We start from the raw sequence: 18,189 nt of genomic DNA on the forward strand, positions 1-18,189 counted from the left end.
AAAAGGCGCGCAACTTGATGCACGTTTTATGGAGTGTCTCCGTCAGGTTATTCCTAAAAGATGATCAACATCGATGATCAGAGGGAATAAACTGACGAAGGCATTCTTTTTTATTGCAAAAACTGCTCCTTTCTCTCATCGTTTCCTCGGATGAAATGTGGTACAATGAGCGAAGAAAAAACTCAGGAGGGATTCTGTGAAAGAATTAAAAGTAAGTGAATTAACCAAAACTTACGGTGAAAAAACACTGTTTGATCAGCTTTCTTTTCTGATACATGAAAAAGATCGGATCGGTTTGATCGGTGTCAATGGCACGGGGAAATCAAGTTTGCTGCGAATCTTAGCAGGTTTGGATCGTGGAGATGGTGATCGCCAAACTGTTTTTGCCAATCAAGATTATCGAATTGGCTTTTTAGCGCAAGACAATCAGCTACAAGAAGAATTATCCGTTGTAGATGCTGTTTTTCAAGGGACCAGTCCGCTGATCCGCGTTGTTCGCGACTATGAAAAAGCGCTGATTGCTTTAGAAAATAATGGTATGGATCAACAAACGCAGCGCAATTATCAATTGGCAGAAGAAGCGATGAATAAAGCGGATGCTTGGAACACAGATACAACAGCCAAAATTATCCTCCAAAAACTTGGGATCAGTGATTTAAAGAAAAAGGTCAGTGAGTTATCTGGAGGTCAAAAGAAACGAGTGGCTATGGCTCAAGTATTGATCGATGAACCAGACCTGTTGTTATTGGATGAACCGACTAACCACTTAGATTATGATGCGATCCAATGGTTGGAAGGCTATCTAAAAAATTATCGGGGTGCGTTATTGATGGTGACCCACGATCGCTACTTTTTGGATCGAGTCGTTAACCGGATCTTTGAATTGTCCTTTGGCAAGCTGCATGAATATCAAGGCAATTACGAGACGTATCTTCATGCTCGAGCAGAACGAGAACGAGTGGAGGAGACGCAAGAAGACAAGCGCAAGCAGTTATACAAACATGAGTTGGCTTGGATTCGCACCGGAGCGAAGGCCCGTACAACGAAACAACAGGCACGGATCGATCGTTTCGATGATTTAAAAGAAAACCTACATCAAGTAAAACGGAACGGCGAAGTGGCCATTGATGTTGCTACGACACGCTTAGGCAAACAAGTCTTAGCGCTAAAAGATGCGAGTTTCCAGATTGAAAACAAAACGATTTTGTCTCACTTTGATCTGTTGATTCAATCAAGAGAACGCTTAGGGATCACAGGAGAAAACGGTGCGGGCAAATCTACGTTGCTCAATATTTTAGCTGGTCGCCTGCCTTTAGAAGAAGGGGAGCGGACGATTGGCGTGACTGTGAAAATGGCTTATTATACGCAAACGATTGAAGCGATGAACCCTGATCAGCGAATGATTGCTTATTTGCAAGAAGCAGCCGAGGAAGTGCAAAAAGTGGATGGCTCACAAGTCAGTGTCGCAGAAATGCTGGAACAGTTTTTGTTTCCGCGATCCATGCACGGCACTAAGATCGGCAAGCTGTCTGGCGGGGAAAAACGACGCCTATTTTTGCTCAAGCTATTGATTGGGCAGCCAAATGTTCTCTTGTTAGATGAACCGACCAACGATTTGGATATTGATACCCTGACGATTTTGGAAAATTATTTGGAAACATTCCCAGGTGCAGTAATCACTGTTTCCCATGACCGCTACTTTTTAGATAAAGTTGCCCAAAAATTGCTGATCTTCGAAGGAGACGGCAGGATTAAGTCCTACTTTGGTTCCATTAATGAGTACCTAGCAGCCAATACCAATAAAGCTAGTTCAAGTGTACTAGAGCCAAAAGAATCAAAAAACGATTCACTTTCTCCTGATAGTGAGGAGTCTGCTGCAGCGCCTGTCAAAAAGAAACTGAGTTATATGGAACAAAAAGAGTGGGCGACAATTGAAGATGATATCGCGGCGTTAGAAGAAAAAGCTGCCGCTTTGACTGAAGAGATGAATCATCAAGGAGCTGACTTTACCAAGCTCCAAAAATTACAGCAAGAAATCAGCGAGGTTGAAACGCAACTTGCAGAAAAAATGGATCGTTGGGAATATTTGAGCGAGTTTGTGTAGAGTAAAGGAGAGAACGATGGAACAAGCATATTTAGATCTAGGAAGAAAAATATTAGCAGAAGGCAATGATAAAAGTGATCGTACAGGAACGGGAACACGCAGTGTCTTTGGTCACCAAATGCGTTTTGATCTGTCCCAAGGCTTTCCATTGTTGACAACCAAGAGAGTTCCTTTTGGCTTGATCAAAAGCGAATTATTGTGGTTTCTAAAAGGAGATACCAACATTCGTTATCTCCTAGAACATAATAACCACATTTGGGATGAATGGGCGTTTGAGCGCTATATTAAAAGTGATGCTTACACAGGTCCTGACATGACGGACTTTGGCCGTCGTTCCCTAGTGGATGAAGCTTTCAACGAACAGTACCAACACGAGTTGAAACAGTTTTGTGAAAAAATCTTATCTGATGATACATTCGCTGAAGCCTTCGGCGATTTGGGACACGTTTATGGGTACCAATGGCGCCATTGGGAAAAAAGTACGGGCGGGTTTATCGATCAAATCAAAGAAGTGATCGACATGATCAAGACGACGCCAGATTCTCGTCGTTTGATCGTCTCTGCTTGGAATCCAGAAGATGTACCGACGATGGCGTTGCCCCCTTGTCACACGATGTTTCAATTTTATGTTCATGATGGTCGCTTAAGCTGTCAGTTATATCAACGCAGTGCCGATGTCTTTTTAGGCGTTCCCTTCAATATTGCTAGTTATGCGCTATTAACGCACCTGATTGCTCATGAAACTGGACTAGAAGTCGGAGATTTTATCCATACATTAGGTGATGCTCATCTGTACAGTAATCATATAGAACAGATGAAGGAACAGTTGACTCGTTCAGTACGTCCGGCGCCAAGCTTACAGTTAAATCCTGAAAAACAGTCAATCTTTGATTTTGAAATGGAAGATATTACCCTGGCAGGGTATGATCCGCATCCAACAATCAAAGCACCGATCGCAGTTTAAGTGGTTGTTTGGTTTCATTTCATAAAGAAAGGAATGAGGCGTAATGGGAAATACCCACAAACGAGGCTTTGCGGCGACCTTTCATCAGAGACATGTTGGATCGATTCATGCATTGCTCATTGATCAATGCATTGATTTCTTGCATCAGCACTATGATACAGTTTGGCTATCCGTATCCGAGGAAACAGTGCCGGAGCTAAAAGAAGCCATTCGATCAAATCAGCAGTGCACTGCCCTTTTTATACCAGCAAAAGGGGCGGCGGATGCCCGCAGAAGGCTTATTTTTGCGGCACAGCATACTTTACCAATGCTGGATTCATTGCATATTTGTGATTTTGATCGCGTAGTGACTTGGATCGAGACGTATCCGGAAGAACTTGTGGCAATAAGCAAACAGCCGTTACCAGAGAATACGTATTGTATCCTAGGGCGAACTGCAAGGGCGTTTGCGAGTCATCCGCAAACGTGGCAAAGAACGGAGCGCTTGATCAACGAGATCGCAGCTGACTTTTTTCAAATACAAGAAATTGATGTCGCAGCTGGTAGTGCTCTCTTTCCTATCTCCCTGATACCGACCTTACTGAAAAACAACAACGCGCGTTTAAACGATGGGGAATGGCCGAGAAATGTCCAAAGAAGCGGCGGCACAATTGTTTACCAAGCCTGTGATGGCTTGCGCTTTGATGAACGCAACAAAGATCCATTTGAGCATGAATCAGCTTTTCAGCTGATGCAGCGGCTGCAGGTTGCTGCTACTATTTCGGAATCATTTTATACAGAAGGGATGTAATTTTTATGTTGATCGCACTTTGGGCACAAGATCAAAAGGGTTTGATCGGAGCGGATGGCACGTTGCCGTGGCATTTGCCAAATGATTTGAAATTTTTTAAAGAGCAAACCATCAATAATACGATTATAATGGGGCGCAAAACCTTTGAAGGAATGAGAAAAAGATTACTGCCGCAGCGTACGACAATCGTTTTGACAAGTGATCCACACTATCAAGCCAACGGCGCGTTAGTGATGCATGACCGAGAGGAAATCTTAGCGTATGTGAAGCAACAAGAGCATCCCGTTTTTTTAACTGGTGGAGCGGGTGTTTTTGAAGCGATGATTGACGATTGCGATCAATTGTACCGTACAGTGATCGATGCGGAATTTAACGGAGATGTGTATTTCCCAGAGATTGATTGGACGCAATGGAAACTTGATCATGTGATCGATGGGATCGTCGATGAAAAGAACCGTTATCCCCATCAATTTGAATTTTATCATAGAAAATAAAAGAACAGGAAGCTTTCTGCAGCGAAAGTTTCCTGTTCTTTGTTTGTAAGCAATGCTTCACTTTTAGGTATACAACAAGACGGAGAAGTACATCAGTCCAGCACCTAACATAACGAATAAGTGCCAAACCACATGCATGAATCGAACGGATTTTAAACTATAGAATAGCGCACCTACAGTATAAGAAACACCACCGCTTGCTAGTAAAAATGTTCCCCAGTATCCTAAATGTTCGATCAGAGGTTTGAAGGCGACGACACATAGCCAGCCCATGATGATGTAGATCAGGGTGGAGATTTTTGAGACAGTCTCTTTTTTATGAAGAGTCAGTGACTTATAAACGATGCCGCTAATTGCTAGTAGCCAAATCAAGACAAAGAGTGACCAGCCAAGCCAGCCTTGGATACTAAGCAAGCAAAAAGGTGTATAGCTTCCGGCGATCAGCAAGAAAATGGAGGCATGATCAAAGACTTGGAAGACCTTTTTTGCTTTGGTAAAAATCAAACTGTGAAATAAGGTAGAAAAGAGGAAGAGCAAAATCATCATCGACCCATAAATGGCATAGGAAACGATGTGGATAGGTGACCCTAGATTTGCCCCCTTGATTAAGAGGATGACCAGTCCTGCGATACTCAGTCCTAATCCGATCCCGTGGGTTACTGCATTTAATACTTCATTGACGATCAAATATCTGCGACTAAACTTCATGTGCTGCATTCGGCACCGTCCTTTCGAATCGAAATTAGATGAAAAAAAATTTTCTCTCTGTTATACTTAGTATAAATGGTCTGTGGTTATTTTACCACGAAAAAAGACTTGATTTAAAGAGAGAGTGAATATATGATGGCAAATCTTAAAATTGTGACAGATTCTTCCAGTACGATGGAACCAAGTGTCCGTGATGCTTTGGCTATCCATGTCGTGCCTTTATCTGTAATGATCGATGGTGTCGTTTATCCAGATGATGAAACGCTGCCGGGAGAAAAATTTATGCAAATGATGGCGCAAGCCAAAGAATTACCTAAAACTAGCCAGCCGCCAATCGGTCATTTTGTAGAACTATATGATGAATTAGGCAAAGATGGCAGTGAAATACTATCGATTCATATGACCAAAGGGCTTAGCGGAACCGTGGAAGCGGCTCGTCAAGCCAGTCATTTATCAAAAGCTAAAGTCACCGTGATCGATAGTGACACGACAGACCAAGCGTTGGCTTTTCAAGTGATTCGGGCAGCAGAATTGGCTAAAGCCGGTAAGACACTAGAAGAAGTTTTACCAGAGGTGGATTTGGTGCGTGAGCATACGAAATTATTTATCGGCGTTTCAACGTTAGAAAACTTAGTAAAAGGCGGTCGTATCAGTCGTGCCAAAGGTCTTTTATCGAGTTTGCTGAACATGAAAGTGATTATGGATTTTGATCATTCAGAACTGATTCCAGTCGTCAAAGGACGTGGTGTCAAGACCTTCAATAAATGGTTTGAAGAGTTAAAAGCTGAACTGAAGAGTATGCCTAAAGTGACGAAAATTGGTATTTCTCATGCTGAAGGGTTAGAAATCACAGAACGTTTCCAAAAGGAATTAGCGGAACTATTCCCCGAGTTGGATATCCCCTTGTTGCACACGACACCGATCATCGCCACTCACACAGGTAAAGGTGCCTTTGCGATTACTTATAGTACGGAATAAAAAAGCATGTTTTCTTTCAGCGATTCGTTTAATGACGAATCGCTTTTTGGCGTATGACAAGCTGTCGGGAAGAAAAAACAAAAAAAGAAGCTGCCTTTGCTTGTCGACTCTTTGGCAGGTAGCTGTTTTCTTTCTTAAGTTTGAAGGATTGCGACTAGGAATTTTATGAGAATTTTGTTAAAATAGCAAAGATTACAAAGGAGTTTGAATACCTGTGAAATGGAAGAAATTAGTAACTTATCTACTCGTTGTGGGATTGATAGCTATTGGAACTGGCTTACTGTTTCATTTTACTGTTCCCAAAGCCCAACCATTGCTGACCCCTGTGGACAAGCTAGCAGCCAATGATTCGAAAAAATCCGCCATTGAATATCTCGCTCTTGGGGATTCCTTGACAGAAGGGGTTGGTGATGAAACAGCTCGTGGTGGCTTTGTGCCAATTTTGGCTGGGGATCTAGAGGATCGCTATGATTTGAGCAATTTGGTAACTAAAAATTATGGGGTCGCTGGTGAAAGAAGCGATCAGATTTTAAAGCGAGTGAAAAACGATGAAGACTTACGCCAAGATCTTAGTCAAGCGGATTTGATTACCTTGACTGTCGGCGGTAACGACGTACTAAAAGTGATTCAGAGCAATTTCTTCGGCTTGAGCATTGAGACGTTTACGGAACCGATGGAAGATTACCAGGAACGTTTAAAAGACTTGTTTGCTCAAATCCGCGATTTGAATAGTGATGCACCAATCTATGTCTTGGGCATCTACAATCCATTTTATCTGAATTTCCCAGAAATCACGGATATGCAGACGATCATTGATAACTGGAATAAACAAACGGAAACGTTCGTCAATCAGCAAGACAATGCCTTTTTTATTCCTATCAACGATTTGCTCTATAAAGGGTTAAGTGATGAGGTCGGTATTGCTGATACAGAAGAAGGAGAATCAGAGAAAACTGCCGAATCATCGGACACAGAACGCTTATCTGATTCATCGACGACAGCTTCGGATGAATCACAAAGCAGTACTTCAACGACAACTGACTCATCGCAAACTGTCGGGAATAATATCACAAACAATGTTTTGTATGAAGGCGATCGCTTCCATCCCAATAATCTTGGGTATCAACTGATGGCGAATGCCGTTCGCGATGAAGTGATCAAAACGCAAAATTATTGGTTGCTAGAGGAGGAAGCAAAATGAAACCAAGCGAATCAACGAAGCAGCCGGAAAAAACAGCTGCAACGAAAAAAAAATCGATCAACTACTGGAAAATTGCTTTTCTAGTGTTGGTCGGTATCCTTTTAGGCACAACGGTTTTCTTTGCTTCAAGAATTTTTCAACAGCGAGAAACCGGCTTAAATGAAAGTGCTGAACTTGTTCAACGGGAGGGCAGTCCTGTTCTGACCGTTAACAGCAACAAGAGCCAGGTCAACCAATTGATTGATTTTTATCTGTCAGATTTTCAAAAAGATCAAGAGGTCAAGTATAATTTTGAGCTAAGAAATGAGGCATTGTTGACGGGAGAGTTTCAAGTATTAGGATTTCCTATCACCTTCTATCTCTATTTTGATCCTTACGTGACCGAAGAAGGTAACGTTCAATTGAAAGCCAAAAGCTTATCAATCGGCACCTTGGATCTGCCCACCAGTGAAGTAATGAAAATGATCAAACGTAGTTTTAAATTTCCTGACTGGATCGATGTCAATGCAGATGAACAAATCATTTTGATACGTTTGGATCAATTCCGTATGCAAAATGGCTTGTTTATCAAAGCCAACAAAATCAATCTTGTGGATGATGAAATTCAAATGAGTTTATATTTACCAGCTGAAACGGAGGATGAATAATGGAACGAGCAATTTTTGCCGGTGGGTGCTTTTGGTGTATGATCCAACCCTTTGATGAATTAGAAGGGGTGCATTCAATTTTTTCCGGCTATACCGCAGGACATACCGAAAATCCAACCTATGAAGAAGTCAAAAGCCATCAAACAGGGCATACTGAAGCAGTGGAAATCATTTTTGATCCTGAAAAAATCAGTTATGAAGACCTTTTGACGATCTATTGGCAGCAAACGGATCCGACAGATGCTTTTGGTCAATTTGAAGATCGCGGCGACAATTATCGTCCGGCTATCTTCTATTTTAATGAAGAGCAGCGGAAAAAAGCCGAAGCCAGCAAAGAGGCGCTTCAGGCTTCCGGTCGATTTACCGATCCGATCGTGACCACGATCGAACCAGCCCAACCTTTTTATTTAGCGGAAGAAGAGCACCAAGAGTATTACAAAAAGAATCCTGAGAATTTTGCTCGCAATCATGCCCGTAGAGCAGCCTTTTTAGAAAATCATTGGGAGCAAGAACATGCGTAAAAGTTTTTATACCTATTTAATGGCAGTCAAAGGACCGAGTCATACAGATGAGGCCCAGATCTTTGCTACTCATGCAAGTCATGATATCCAGTTTCCGAAGCACAGCGATGACTATGATGAAGTCTCTTCTTATCTGGAACTAAATGTTGATTATTTGCCATCCATGGATATTTTTGATCGTATCTGGGCAGAGTATCTCGAAAATAACAAATAAAAAAACTATCCTTCGTTTTGTATGGTTGCATAAAATCCGCAGAACGGAGCTGTTTTTTCTCAGAGAGGTGTTGTGAATGAAAGGTTTAACGACGAGCCGATATATCGTTTCTCTCGTTTGTGTCGCAATTTTGTCAGGAGGCGGTGTCTATTTATGGCAAACGGCTCAGCAAAATCAGCAGACGACGCAACCGGTGACAGAAACGACCACAGAAGCCAGCGGAATGGAGAAAATCCAGTCGCTATATGACCAAATCCTTGCGAATTATTACCAAGAAGTTGATGAGGATGCCTTGATAGAAGGTGCCCTTCAAGGGATGACTGATGCGCTAGATGATCCTTATACGACGTATTTGAACCAATCAGATGCGGATAACTTAGAACAATCACTTTCTGGAAGTTTTGAAGGGATTGGTGCTACCTTGTCGATCGTTGAAGACTATCCAGAAGTCGCACAAGCGCCGATAAAAAATACGCCTGCTGAAAAAAGTGGTCTGCGGATCAATGACCGAATCGTTAAGGTAGACGGTGAAGATACGCAGGGACAGGAATTATCTGAAGTTGTGGGTAAGATTCGTGGTGAAAAAGGGACGAAAGTCACCTTAACGATTCAACGTGATCAGGACACCTTTGATGTGGAGATCACTCGTGATGTGATCCCAATCGAAACGGTCCATGGAGAAATTGCTGAAAATAATGACACAATCGGTCGTATCGATATTACTTCCTTTGGTGAAAACACAGCAGCTGAGTTGAAAGAAACCATCACCGAACTGCGAGAAGCCGGCGCAAAGTCGTTTGTCTTGGATTTAAGACAAAATCCTGGCGGACTGCTGGACCAAGTACAGATCATGGCAAGTATGTTTTTAGAAAACGGCCAAACGATCGTGAAGTTTGCCAACAATCAAGGGGTGGTCAGTGAGACCAAAGCGAGCGAAGCATTGGATGAAGGATTCAAAGTCACAGAACCGGTCGTTGTTTTAGTCGACGGCGGCAGTGCCTCTGCATCGGAGATTTTTGCCGCAGCCTTGCAAGAATCAGCGGATATCCCAGTTGTTGGTACAGAAACCTTCGGCAAGGGAACCGTTCAGAACGTGAAGGATCTGGGGGATAATAGTGAATTAAAAATGACGGTCATGAAATGGCTGACACCGGATGAAAATTGGGTCAATGATCAAGGTGTGATGCCGGATTATGAAGAGGACTATCCAGAGTATGCGTATTTCCCGCCATTACCACGGGACAATGCCTTAAAAGCTGGACAATCATCAACGGCAGTCAATAACCTAAATCAATTTCTTAAAGCTTTAGGGTATGCCACTAGTGGTGATACCTTCAATGATGAGACGACAGCAGCAGTGAAGACTTTCCAAGAGGCTCATGATTTAAAAGTGACTGGGGAAGTCGATGCAGACACTGCCCAAGCGATCGAAAAAGAAGTAACGGAGAAACTCAAAGCAGAGGACCCAGCATATTTAAAAGCACTGTCCTTGCTTTCTGAAGAATAAACTAAGTGAAAAATTGGAGAGGAGGCAGACGTGTGGAGGCGAAAAAACTCTGGGTTGATCGTTTTTGGCTAGTAGTGAAATATGCGTTGATCGCTTTTGCAACAGCATTCTTGATTCGGGCATTCTTGTTGATCCCAGTTCCTGTTGAAGGAAATTCGATGGAAGGAACCTTAAAACAAGGAGACATGGTGGTCATTGAGAAGATTTCGCCCATCCAACGTTTTGATGTCGTTGTTTTCCAGTTGCCGGATGGTTCGACCTATATCAAGCGGGTGATTGGCTTACCGGGTGAGTCAGTGAAATATGTCAATGATCAGCTTTACATTGATGATGAACCGGTAGATGAAGATTTTCTAGTGAAGAACCGCAGCAATGATCACGAGTCTGTCTCTTACACCAATGACTTTGATTTGGAATCTTTATTAGGTGTTGAGAAGTTAGGGAAAGATAGTTACTTTGTCATTGGAGACAATCGACGTGCCTCCAAAGATAGCCGTTCCTTTGGACCAATATCAGGAGAGGCCATTTTAGGCAATGCTCGTTTTGTTTATTATCCATTGACTCATATTCGATTGATTTAGTCTGTGTAAAATCAATAAATAATTAAATAATGAATCCCCCCTTGGAATCATCCGTTGATTCCAAGGGGGGATTTTGTCTAGCTTTTTACTCTTTTTCCAAAGGGAAATGGTTAGCATCGAAAGAAGCGTTTGTTTAGTCACTAATTGCTGTTAATTTTTTTATTTTTTCATTAAAAGCATTCGATAGTTTCTGACATAAATTCGTTTCAAAATCACGATAGCGACAAAAATCAATGATTGCCGAGTTTTCTTCGGTTGTAAAAGGGGGTAAAAGCTGTGGTGAGCTCAAAATATAAAAGTCAAAAGGTTCTTCAGTTGGCAGCGTGATCCGTTCAATTTCAACGTAGGGCAACCGTTCACATATATTAAAAACTTCCATGGAAACCAAGTAGTTAGATACATAGACAAAAGCAACTTTAAGTTTATATTTTTGTTCCTTTTCAATGTAAATGGGATAAAGCAAACAGGCTTGATAAAAAGCAAGATCGGTATAACAGGTTTTTAACCACTCATAACCTTTACGATTTGCTATTTTACGCCAAAAACTTTGAATGGTATTTGTCAAAATCGTATGTAATGGGTATTTATCCTTAATGACATTTGCTTCGAAAAAATTTGAAAGGGGAACTTTTTGCTTAAATATACAGAACTTCAGCAACGTAAGATATGTATTCATATAAAGGAACGACTGATGGTCGAAGTCAAAATCACAGAGAAATTTTTGGCAATGTTCTTCAAACTCAGTCATCAGCTCTTTTAATTCTAGCTTTTCGTGATTGTAACAATCCGCTACAATCGGAAGACGCACATCTTTGGCAGAAGTCAGCATCGGCCAGTAATAAAAAAGAAAGAACAAAGAATTGATCTCAAGAATGTCTATTGCTGAATCAATGATCATAAAGAAAGCAGAGAAGAAATCAAGCTTTTCACCACTGGGGATAAATGATCGGTTCGTTAACTGATAAAGATTTGTCTTGTGACCATCCTTTAAACGAAACAGACAAATCTTGCAATGAAGTAAGGCTTCTTTTTTGCCAATTTCATACTTGCTTTTGTATTTCGTTCCTTCATAGGTAACAAAAAGCTCTTCGATCTCTTGGTCAAAGGCCTTCACCAAACTATCCCCTAAAGAAATGTGCCAGATAAAATTAAACAATAAGATGCGAATCACCATCTCTGAACCGATAAGCGTCATGGCTGATTGATTTAAGGTTACGTTGAATTCCTTTAAATGATCCTGAAGCTTTTTAGTTTGACGGAAACAAGTCGAACGACTGATATAGTTTCTTTGGCAAAATGCCAGCAAACTTTCATCTTGATTGGTCAAGATACTTAACAACATTTTATAAGAAATACTTTCTTGGGCTAAAAACTGCTGATATTGATTGTATTCAATCAAATTTTTAGGGAGACTAAGGGTGTTTTTATGTAATGAAAGATTTACTGGGGAGAGGTTTTGCAGGTCCTCTTGGATCGAGGAAAGTAAACTTTTCAATCTCGTTGCACTTAAATGGGTCAGATTTTTCACGAACTCTATGTTGTATTCACCCGGAGCAATTGATAGTAGTTTTCCGTAGAGTCCGATTTTGTCTAATGCTCGGGTATCTAAGAGTATTTTTTCAATCAAATGATCACCTTCTTATTTTATTAATAACTTATTTATATTACTGTGTAAAGACACGTCTCAAAACTTTTGCTTTTTTTTAGAAAAACTGAGACAAATTTTTGCCAGAGCTGTCTCATAAAGAACAAAAATAGAAATCGCATGTGAAAAACGCTAGTTTTTTTTAGTTATTAAATAACGTTGGTTAATTGGTTCCGCTTTGAAATAAAAAAACTTTTTTATTTATGAATAACTACAGATGCGTAAATTTTTCCTGTTTTTCAGAAAATAAAAAAAAGAGGTGTCTTTCGCTTCTTTCTTGTATCATCAGCTTGTAATTTTTGATTCTTTGAAAGGAGGTCTTTTTATGTTTTTGACAAAGAGACACCACTGGTTCTCTTTCATTTTCTGTATGTTAGGGGGGATATTATTTTTCATTTATTCGAGTTTGCAAACAAATGGGATAGCAAGTGCACAAGAAGAAAATACGATCGCTATTACCGAAACGGAGCAGATCAAGTTGACAGGTCAACGGGAGGGCAATCAATTTACTTTACGATATCAGCTATCACAAAAAAACAAACAGCAACGCATCTGGCTGCAATTATATGCACTTGATGAAACAAAAGAACAACCGCTAACGAAAACGAACAACAAAGAGGTGGTTTTTATTGAGGATGAATCCGCGCAGTCTTGGCTAACAACACAAGACTTCTTGAAAACACCCTGTGAACAAGAAGTAACGTTTCAACTACCTAATGAAACAAAAAAACTGAAGTTGGCGATTCAGATTGAAGAATATGATCACGAAAATCAAGAATCGCACAAATTGGCGTCTTTGGATGAATTGATAGTTGACATTCCGCTTGCGACAGAATCTGCTTCCTCAGATAGGGTGGAAGTCAGCTCAACTGATTCACAAGCTGCAGAAACCGGCACGGAGTCAACTTCGGAACAAGTGTCGAATGAAGACTCAAAAGGTGTTTCGAATGAAGAAACGCAGAAAGAGACAAAGGAAACAGGAACAACGACAAGTTCTTCTGAAGACGAAACACTCATTGAACCGTTTAAACAAGAACGTCTTTATCAAAAAACGACCGTTTCACAGGCTTTTGCTTCGATTGAACCAGATTATACGACAGACCAAAGCGGGACGTATCCTTCGGCTAATTGGACAATTGATGAAAAGAGCAATGTCTTAAATCATCAGGGGAACAAAGATGCAGGCGAAACCTGGGATGGCGTAACTACATGGAATGGTGATCCAGAAAATTTGACCAACTCGTATATTGAGTATGGTGGTGTGGGAGATGAAGCGGATTTTGCTTTACGGAAATTTGCAAAAGAGACGAATACTCCAGGACTGTTTGATGTCTACCTAAATGTACGAGGGAATGTTCAACGCCAAATTGATCCGATCGATGTTGTGTTGGTAGTGGATTGGTCAGGGAGTATGAATGAGATGGGACGCATCACTGAGGTAAAAAAAGGTGTGGATCGCTTTTTGAATCAAATTGAAGGAAGCGGCATTCAAGACAGTGTCTACATGGGCTATGTCGGTTATTCCAGTGATGGTAACAATTACCAAAACAAAACCTGCCAGTTAGGAAAATTTTCTGAAGTCAAAGAGACGATCCGAACGATGACGCCAGAAACAGCAGCTGGGGGGACCTTTACCCAAAGAGGGCTGCGCCAAGCTGGGGATATGCTATCAACGCAAAATGGACATAAGAAAGTCATCGTTTTGCTAACAGATGGCGTGCCGACCTACAGTTATCATGTGTCCAAAGTGCATACACAAGCAGATGGTAGTTATTATGGAACCGCCTTTTCTCTTTCTCAAGACCAGCCGATGAATACTTCACATCTCTACAACGGGTATTTTGCATCTGATCAGTACGGTAACTCTAAATGGATCAACAATACGTTTGTCGCCACGATCGGTGAGGCGATGGCGTTAAAAGAGCGCGGGATTGAGATTCACGGATTGGGGATTCAACTGCAAGGGGATCAAACAGCTGGGTATACAAAGGCCGATGTTGAGAACAAAATGAGACAGATGGTTTCTGCTGATGAAGAGGGGCATCTTTATTATGAGTCAGCCAATGAAGCAGCGGATATTGCCGACTATCTCGAGAAAAAAGCCCTTCATATTTCGGCGACAGTCACTGATGGAGAGATTACTGACCCCATTTCGCAACCATTTTTATACGAAGAAAATAGCTTGTCAATCAAAAGTGTCGGTTCTGCTGCTCTAACGGTGCAGCCTGAGGTCACGATATCTGACAATACACTCAATGCTTCTGGTCTTTATTTAGGCGAAGGACAGGAACTGCAAATTCATTATCAAGTGCGGATTCAAACGGAAGCAGCGGATTTTAAACCAGATACTTGGTATCAAATGAATGGAGAAACGGTGTTTTATCCGAATCATCAGTCCGATCAAAAGGCATTGTTTGGTGTGCCTTCTGCCAAAGCACCTGGGAAAGAGTTGACGATCAAAAAAGTCTGGGAGGAATACGATGGCGATACGTCAAGTCGCCCAGAATCTGTCTATTTTGAAATAAGCAGAAGCCCAGTTACTAGCAAGGAGAGCTGGCAAACAGGATATCTCAAACTTACTGAGACCGATGCACAAGATCAGACAAGTTGGGAACGAAGCAAGGTTTCCGCGGTTTCTGAAAAGGATGGAACGGATTACGAAGAAACCCGTCTACTGCCGCTTTATAACAATCAAGGAGAAACGTTTAATTATCAAGTCACAAATGAACTGGCAGTATCAGGCTACGAGTCGACAAGAGTGGACGTTTCTACATGGAAAAACACAAAGACGTTTGTGCCCCTCGCATTAAATCTGATCAAAAAATCCGCTGTAGGAGAGGTGAAGCTGACAGGTGCTGTTTTTGAATTGACGGGCGCTGGAAAGACAGTAACCCTTGTGGATCAAGGGGATGGAACGTACGGGCTGCCAGCAGATACTACGTTGCAAAAAAGTCAGACGTATCGTTTAAAGGAAGTCACTGCACCGGCGGGACATCATTTGGCTAAGCAAACAGAGTGGCTGATCCATATTGATGAGCAAGGGCATGCGACGATTGATGGACAACCTGTCACACTGGTCGAGCATACGATTATCCTGGAGATTATCAATCCGTTTACAGAAATTCCAGTCGCTATTCGAAAATATACGTTGCAAAATGAGCAGCAAGTATTGTTAGCAGGCGCTGTCTTTTCTCTGCAACAAAAAACAGCAGGAGGGGATTATCAAGAAATCGCCTCAGAAACGTCGGATGATGTTGGGATGGCTGAATTTACGATCCTTGAGCCTGGCGCTTATCGTATCTCAGAAACAGCCGGTCCGCTCGGATATGATACGGTTGCCGGTGACTATGAATTTGTCGTTGGTACAGACGGAAAAATCCAGTATCAAGGGGAAAATGTCGACGGGGATGCCAACTGTTGGACCCTTACCCATGGCAATCAGTTAAAACCTTTTGATTTGGTGGTCAATAAACAGGATGAACTGGGACAAGCACTTGAGGGGGCAAAATTCCGGCTAAGTGGAAACGGACGGACTGTCGAACTGCCTGAAAACGGAGAAGCACTAGCGGTATTTCACTTCCAAGATCTCACACCCGGCAGCTATACCTTGGAAGAAACTGGTACACCCGCAGGCTATGCAGGTTTAACAGCACCTGTCCAAATCAAGATTGAAGAGGATGGTCAGGTCTTTATCGATGAAGAACGACTACCGAATCTTCTTGTTTCTGGAGAAAAGAACAATCAAATAGAATTGATCGTAACCAATCAAGTGAAAGTGTCTCTTCCTGAAACCGGAGGGAATTGGCATGGATGGATGGTCATTCTTTCAGCAAGTCTGCTAGTCCTTTTAGCTGGTAGCTATTTGCACGTTAAGCGCAAAGATAAGCCTTCATTAAAGTAATTTTTCCATTAGCGAATGAAAAACGAAAAAAAATTTAGAAGAGAGGAAAGAACAATGAAAAAGATTTTTAATCATACGAAAATGGTTTGTCTCCTATTTTTACTTTTGCCATTTGTCTTTTTTGGAACAAAAAATCAGCAAGTGTCTGCAGAGAGCAATTTGGCACAGATCCATCTCCATAAAAAGAAAATGGTCAATCTGCCAGGTTCATTGATTCAAAATAGTGGGACTGAGATGGAAGAGTTTGATCAATACCAAGGCTTAGCCGATGTCACTTTTTCTGTCTATGATGTGACAGCAGCATTTTATGAAAAACGATCTGCAGGGGCATCCGTTGAAGAAGCCAAGCGTCAAGTTCAAACCTTGACGTCTGGTTCCCCTATAGCTAGCGGAAAAACAGATGCAGCCGGTGATTTGGTTTTTGAATTGCCGAAAAAACAAGCCGATCGGGATGCAGTTTACACCATTGTAGAAGCCCCTAAAGACGGCGTTACAACTGCTGAGAATATGGTGATCGCCTTTCCCGTATATGAAATGATCCAACAAGCTGATGGCTCATATGTTTATGGAGAAGAAGAGCTAGACACGATCCATCTTTATCCGAAAAATATCGTCACAAATGAAGGAACGCTCCTTGTGAATAAGCGAGGAACGGGGGAAAACGAACCACTGAATGATGCGGAATTTGTTGTTTCAAAGCAAGAAGGACGCGAAAATACCAAGAAATACATTTTAAGTGCAGCCGATGGACTTTATACATGGACAACTGACAAACAGGCAGCGTACCGTTTTTTGACAGGCAAACAATATGCTGCTGGAGACGCTGGTATCGATGTGAGTGAGAACCAAAAAGGACAGCTAAAGATTGCGCAACTAGAAACAGGCGCCTATCAATTAGAGGAAACGAAAGCCCCAAGTCAAGCCGCCTTAATCGAGGAAGAAAGAATCAAGGATTTCTCGATTGATTCAGGAAGTAACGTTACTGTTGAGCTAACAATCAAGAATGACACAACAAATGTTACAAAAACAACACCACAATTAGACGGCAAAGACGTGGAGATCGGCGAAAGAATCCAATATCACCTAACGGTCAATAACCCATCAGGTATTCAAGATAAAGTAGGATCAGAAAACAAATACAAACATTTTCAATTGATCGATGCCCATGATCCAGCATTAACTTTTGAAAATACAGCTGAAGGAGAAACGGGCTATGCGTTGTATGATGGAGAGCAGAAAATCGATGCGACGAATTACCAAGTAACGGAAAAAGAGCATGGCTTTACGGTAACTATCAATCCAGAATTCGTGCCGCAATTAAGGCCGGGAAATCAATTGCGCTTTGTGTATTATATGTATTTAAATGAACAGGCTATGCCTATTAATGGCTTTACGAATAAAGCAAATGTAGAAACGGATTTCATGACGGATCAAACGCCTCCAAGCGTGGAAGTTTTGACAGGGGGCAAACGGTTCTTAAAAGTCGATGGGGCTGTGACCGCTACCGAAGCATTGGCAGATGCAGTTTTTGTTGTACGGGATCAAGACCGTGATGATGCCAACTACCTGAAAATCGAAGAAGGAACCAAACAGGTATCTTGGGTGCAAACAGCGGATGAAGCGACGAAATTTACCACAGGGACAGATGGATTAGTTGATATCATCGGGTTAAAATTTGGCACCTACTATTTGGAAGAAGTAAAAGCACCAAAAAATTATGTACTGCTAACAAATCGCATCGCTTTTGAAGTACATGAAACGTCTTATGGAACGAAAGAGCAATTGGGAGATCCAGAAAAAGTCCCTAACCGCCGCAAAGGAACCTTACCGGCAACTGGTGGTGCCGGCACGTATTTAATGGGCGCCATCGGAGTGGTGATCGTTGGTTTAGCTGGGTGTTATTTTGTTAAACGGAAAAAAGGGTAAGTAAATGA

Annotated in this window: 15 protein-coding genes; 13 read left to right on the forward strand and 2 right to left on the reverse strand. The window is 41.7% G+C overall.

Annotated elements, in window-relative coordinates; genetic code table 11:
- Nucleotides 1-196 precede the first annotated feature (196 nt).
- Genes A5877_RS14660 through A5877_RS14675 form a run of 4 tightly spaced genes read left to right on the forward strand, consistent with a single transcriptional unit; the run spans nucleotide 197 to nucleotide 4,352 of the window.
- The gene (locus A5877_RS14660; RefSeq protein ID WP_086317046.1) at nucleotides 197-2,104 is read left to right on the forward strand and encodes an ABC-F family ATP-binding cassette domain-containing protein; all 1,908 of its coding nucleotides are present in this window, start codon (nucleotides 197-199) and stop codon (nucleotides 2,102-2,104) included.
- Between the two features lie 16 nt (nucleotides 2,105-2,120).
- The gene (locus A5877_RS14665; protein WP_086317048.1) at nucleotides 2,121-3,068 is read left to right on the forward strand and encodes a thymidylate synthase; all 948 of its coding nucleotides are present in this window, start codon (nucleotides 2,121-2,123) and stop codon (nucleotides 3,066-3,068) included.
- 43 nt (nucleotides 3,069-3,111) lie between these two features.
- The gene (locus tag A5877_RS14670; RefSeq protein ID WP_086317050.1) at nucleotides 3,112-3,858 is read left to right on the forward strand and encodes a hypothetical protein; all 747 of its coding nucleotides are present in this window, start codon (nucleotides 3,112-3,114) and stop codon (nucleotides 3,856-3,858) included.
- Between the two features lie 5 nt (nucleotides 3,859-3,863).
- The gene (locus tag A5877_RS14675; RefSeq protein ID WP_086317052.1) at nucleotides 3,864-4,352 is read left to right on the forward strand and encodes a dihydrofolate reductase; all 489 of its coding nucleotides are present in this window, start codon (nucleotides 3,864-3,866) and stop codon (nucleotides 4,350-4,352) included.
- Nucleotides 4,353-4,415: 63 nt separating this feature from the next.
- Here A5877_RS14675 and A5877_RS14680 read toward each other — a convergent pair whose 3' ends face one another.
- Nucleotides 4,416-5,069 (reverse strand): hemolysin III family protein, encoded by a 654-nt coding sequence (locus A5877_RS14680; protein ID WP_005236874.1) that lies wholly within the window; start codon nucleotides 5,067-5,069, stop codon nucleotides 4,416-4,418.
- Between the two features lie 126 nt (nucleotides 5,070-5,195).
- Between A5877_RS14680 and A5877_RS14685 the strand changes: the two genes are divergently transcribed.
- From A5877_RS14685 to lepB, 7 genes are all read left to right on the forward strand, one after another.
- On the forward strand, nucleotides 5,196-6,038 hold the full coding sequence (locus tag A5877_RS14685; protein ID WP_034872242.1) for a DegV family protein: 843 nt from the start codon (nucleotides 5,196-5,198) through the stop codon (nucleotides 6,036-6,038).
- Between the two features lie 214 nt (nucleotides 6,039-6,252).
- On the forward strand, nucleotides 6,253-7,239 hold the full coding sequence (locus A5877_RS14690) for an SGNH/GDSL hydrolase family protein (protein WP_086317054.1): 987 nt from the start codon (nucleotides 6,253-6,255) through the stop codon (nucleotides 7,237-7,239).
- Nucleotides 7,236-7,886: a YpmS family protein gene (locus tag A5877_RS14695; protein ID WP_005236869.1), complete on the forward strand. Its 651-nt coding sequence runs from the start codon at nucleotides 7,236-7,238 to the stop codon at nucleotides 7,884-7,886. The genes A5877_RS14690 and A5877_RS14695 overlap by 4 nt, the downstream gene beginning before the upstream one ends.
- Nucleotides 7,886-8,407: a peptide-methionine (S)-S-oxide reductase MsrA gene (msrA, locus tag A5877_RS14700; RefSeq protein ID WP_008379644.1), complete on the forward strand. Its 522-nt coding sequence runs from the start codon at nucleotides 7,886-7,888 to the stop codon at nucleotides 8,405-8,407. The genes A5877_RS14695 and msrA overlap by 1 nt, the downstream gene beginning before the upstream one ends.
- Nucleotides 8,400-8,621, forward strand: a complete 222-nt coding sequence (locus tag A5877_RS14705; protein ID WP_005236867.1) for a YozE family protein — start codon at nucleotides 8,400-8,402, stop codon at nucleotides 8,619-8,621. Before msrA ends, A5877_RS14705 begins: the two co-directional genes overlap by 8 nt.
- Before the next feature lie 76 nt (nucleotides 8,622-8,697).
- The gene (locus A5877_RS14710) at nucleotides 8,698-10,128 is read left to right on the forward strand and encodes a S41 family peptidase (protein ID WP_086299603.1); all 1,431 of its coding nucleotides are present in this window, start codon (nucleotides 8,698-8,700) and stop codon (nucleotides 10,126-10,128) included.
- Between the two features lie 32 nt (nucleotides 10,129-10,160).
- A complete protein-coding gene (gene lepB, locus A5877_RS14715; RefSeq protein WP_008379649.1) occupies nucleotides 10,161-10,709 on the forward strand; it encodes a signal peptidase I in 549 nt (182 codons plus the stop codon).
- 133 nt (nucleotides 10,710-10,842) lie between these two features.
- Here the strand turns inward: lepB and A5877_RS14720 are convergent, their stop codons facing one another.
- Entirely contained in the window at nucleotides 10,843-12,336 is a 1,494-nt protein-coding gene (locus A5877_RS14720) for a helix-turn-helix domain-containing protein (RefSeq protein ID WP_005236849.1), read from the reverse strand.
- Nucleotides 12,337-12,679: 343 nt separating this feature from the next.
- On the opposite strand from A5877_RS14720, the gene A5877_RS14725 reads away from it, so the two are divergent.
- Complete coding sequence (locus tag A5877_RS14725) at nucleotides 12,680-16,255, forward strand: SpaA isopeptide-forming pilin-related protein (protein ID WP_086317056.1); 3,576 nt, start codon at nucleotides 12,680-12,682, stop codon at nucleotides 16,253-16,255.
- Nucleotides 16,256-16,309: 54 nt separating this feature from the next.
- Nucleotides 16,310-18,181: a SpaH/EbpB family LPXTG-anchored major pilin gene (locus A5877_RS14730; RefSeq protein ID WP_086317058.1), complete on the forward strand. Its 1,872-nt coding sequence runs from the start codon at nucleotides 16,310-16,312 to the stop codon at nucleotides 18,179-18,181.
- The last annotated feature ends 8 nt before the right edge of the window (nucleotides 18,182-18,189 follow it).

The organism is Enterococcus sp. 3C7_DIV0644 (assembly GCF_002141235.1).
Taxonomy (GTDB): domain Bacteria; phylum Bacillota; class Bacilli; order Lactobacillales; family Enterococcaceae; genus Enterococcus_D; species Enterococcus_D entomosocium.

Excerpts from the sequence above, each read along its gene's own strand:
- msrA (WP_008379644.1), top strand. The coding sequence starts at position 7,886 with ATGGAACGAGCAATTTTTGCCGGTGGGTGCTTTTGGTGTATGATCCAA.
- A5877_RS14705 (WP_005236867.1), top strand. The coding sequence starts at position 8,400 with ATGCGTAAAAGTTTTTATACCTATTTAATGGCAGTCAAAGGACCGAGT.
- A5877_RS14695 (WP_005236869.1), top strand. The coding sequence starts at position 7,236 with ATGAAACCAAGCGAATCAACGAAGCAGCCGGAAAAAACAGCTGCAACG.
- A5877_RS14725 (WP_086317056.1), top strand. The coding sequence starts at position 12,680 with ATGTTTTTGACAAAGAGACACCACTGGTTCTCTTTCATTTTCTGTATG.
- A5877_RS14685 (WP_034872242.1), top strand. The coding sequence starts at position 5,196 with ATGGCAAATCTTAAAATTGTGACAGATTCTTCCAGTACGATGGAACCA.
- A5877_RS14665 (WP_086317048.1), top strand. The coding sequence starts at position 2,121 with ATGGAACAAGCATATTTAGATCTAGGAAGAAAAATATTAGCAGAAGGC.
- A5877_RS14670 (WP_086317050.1), top strand. The coding sequence starts at position 3,112 with ATGGGAAATACCCACAAACGAGGCTTTGCGGCGACCTTTCATCAGAGA.
- A5877_RS14730 (WP_086317058.1), top strand. The coding sequence starts at position 16,310 with ATGAAAAAGATTTTTAATCATACGAAAATGGTTTGTCTCCTATTTTTA.
- A5877_RS14710 (WP_086299603.1), top strand. The coding sequence starts at position 8,698 with ATGAAAGGTTTAACGACGAGCCGATATATCGTTTCTCTCGTTTGTGTC.
- A5877_RS14675 (WP_086317052.1), top strand. The coding sequence starts at position 3,864 with ATGTTGATCGCACTTTGGGCACAAGATCAAAAGGGTTTGATCGGAGCG.
- A5877_RS14680 (WP_005236874.1), bottom strand. The coding sequence starts at position 5,069 with ATGCAGCACATGAAGTTTAGTCGCAGATATTTGATCGTCAATGAAGTA.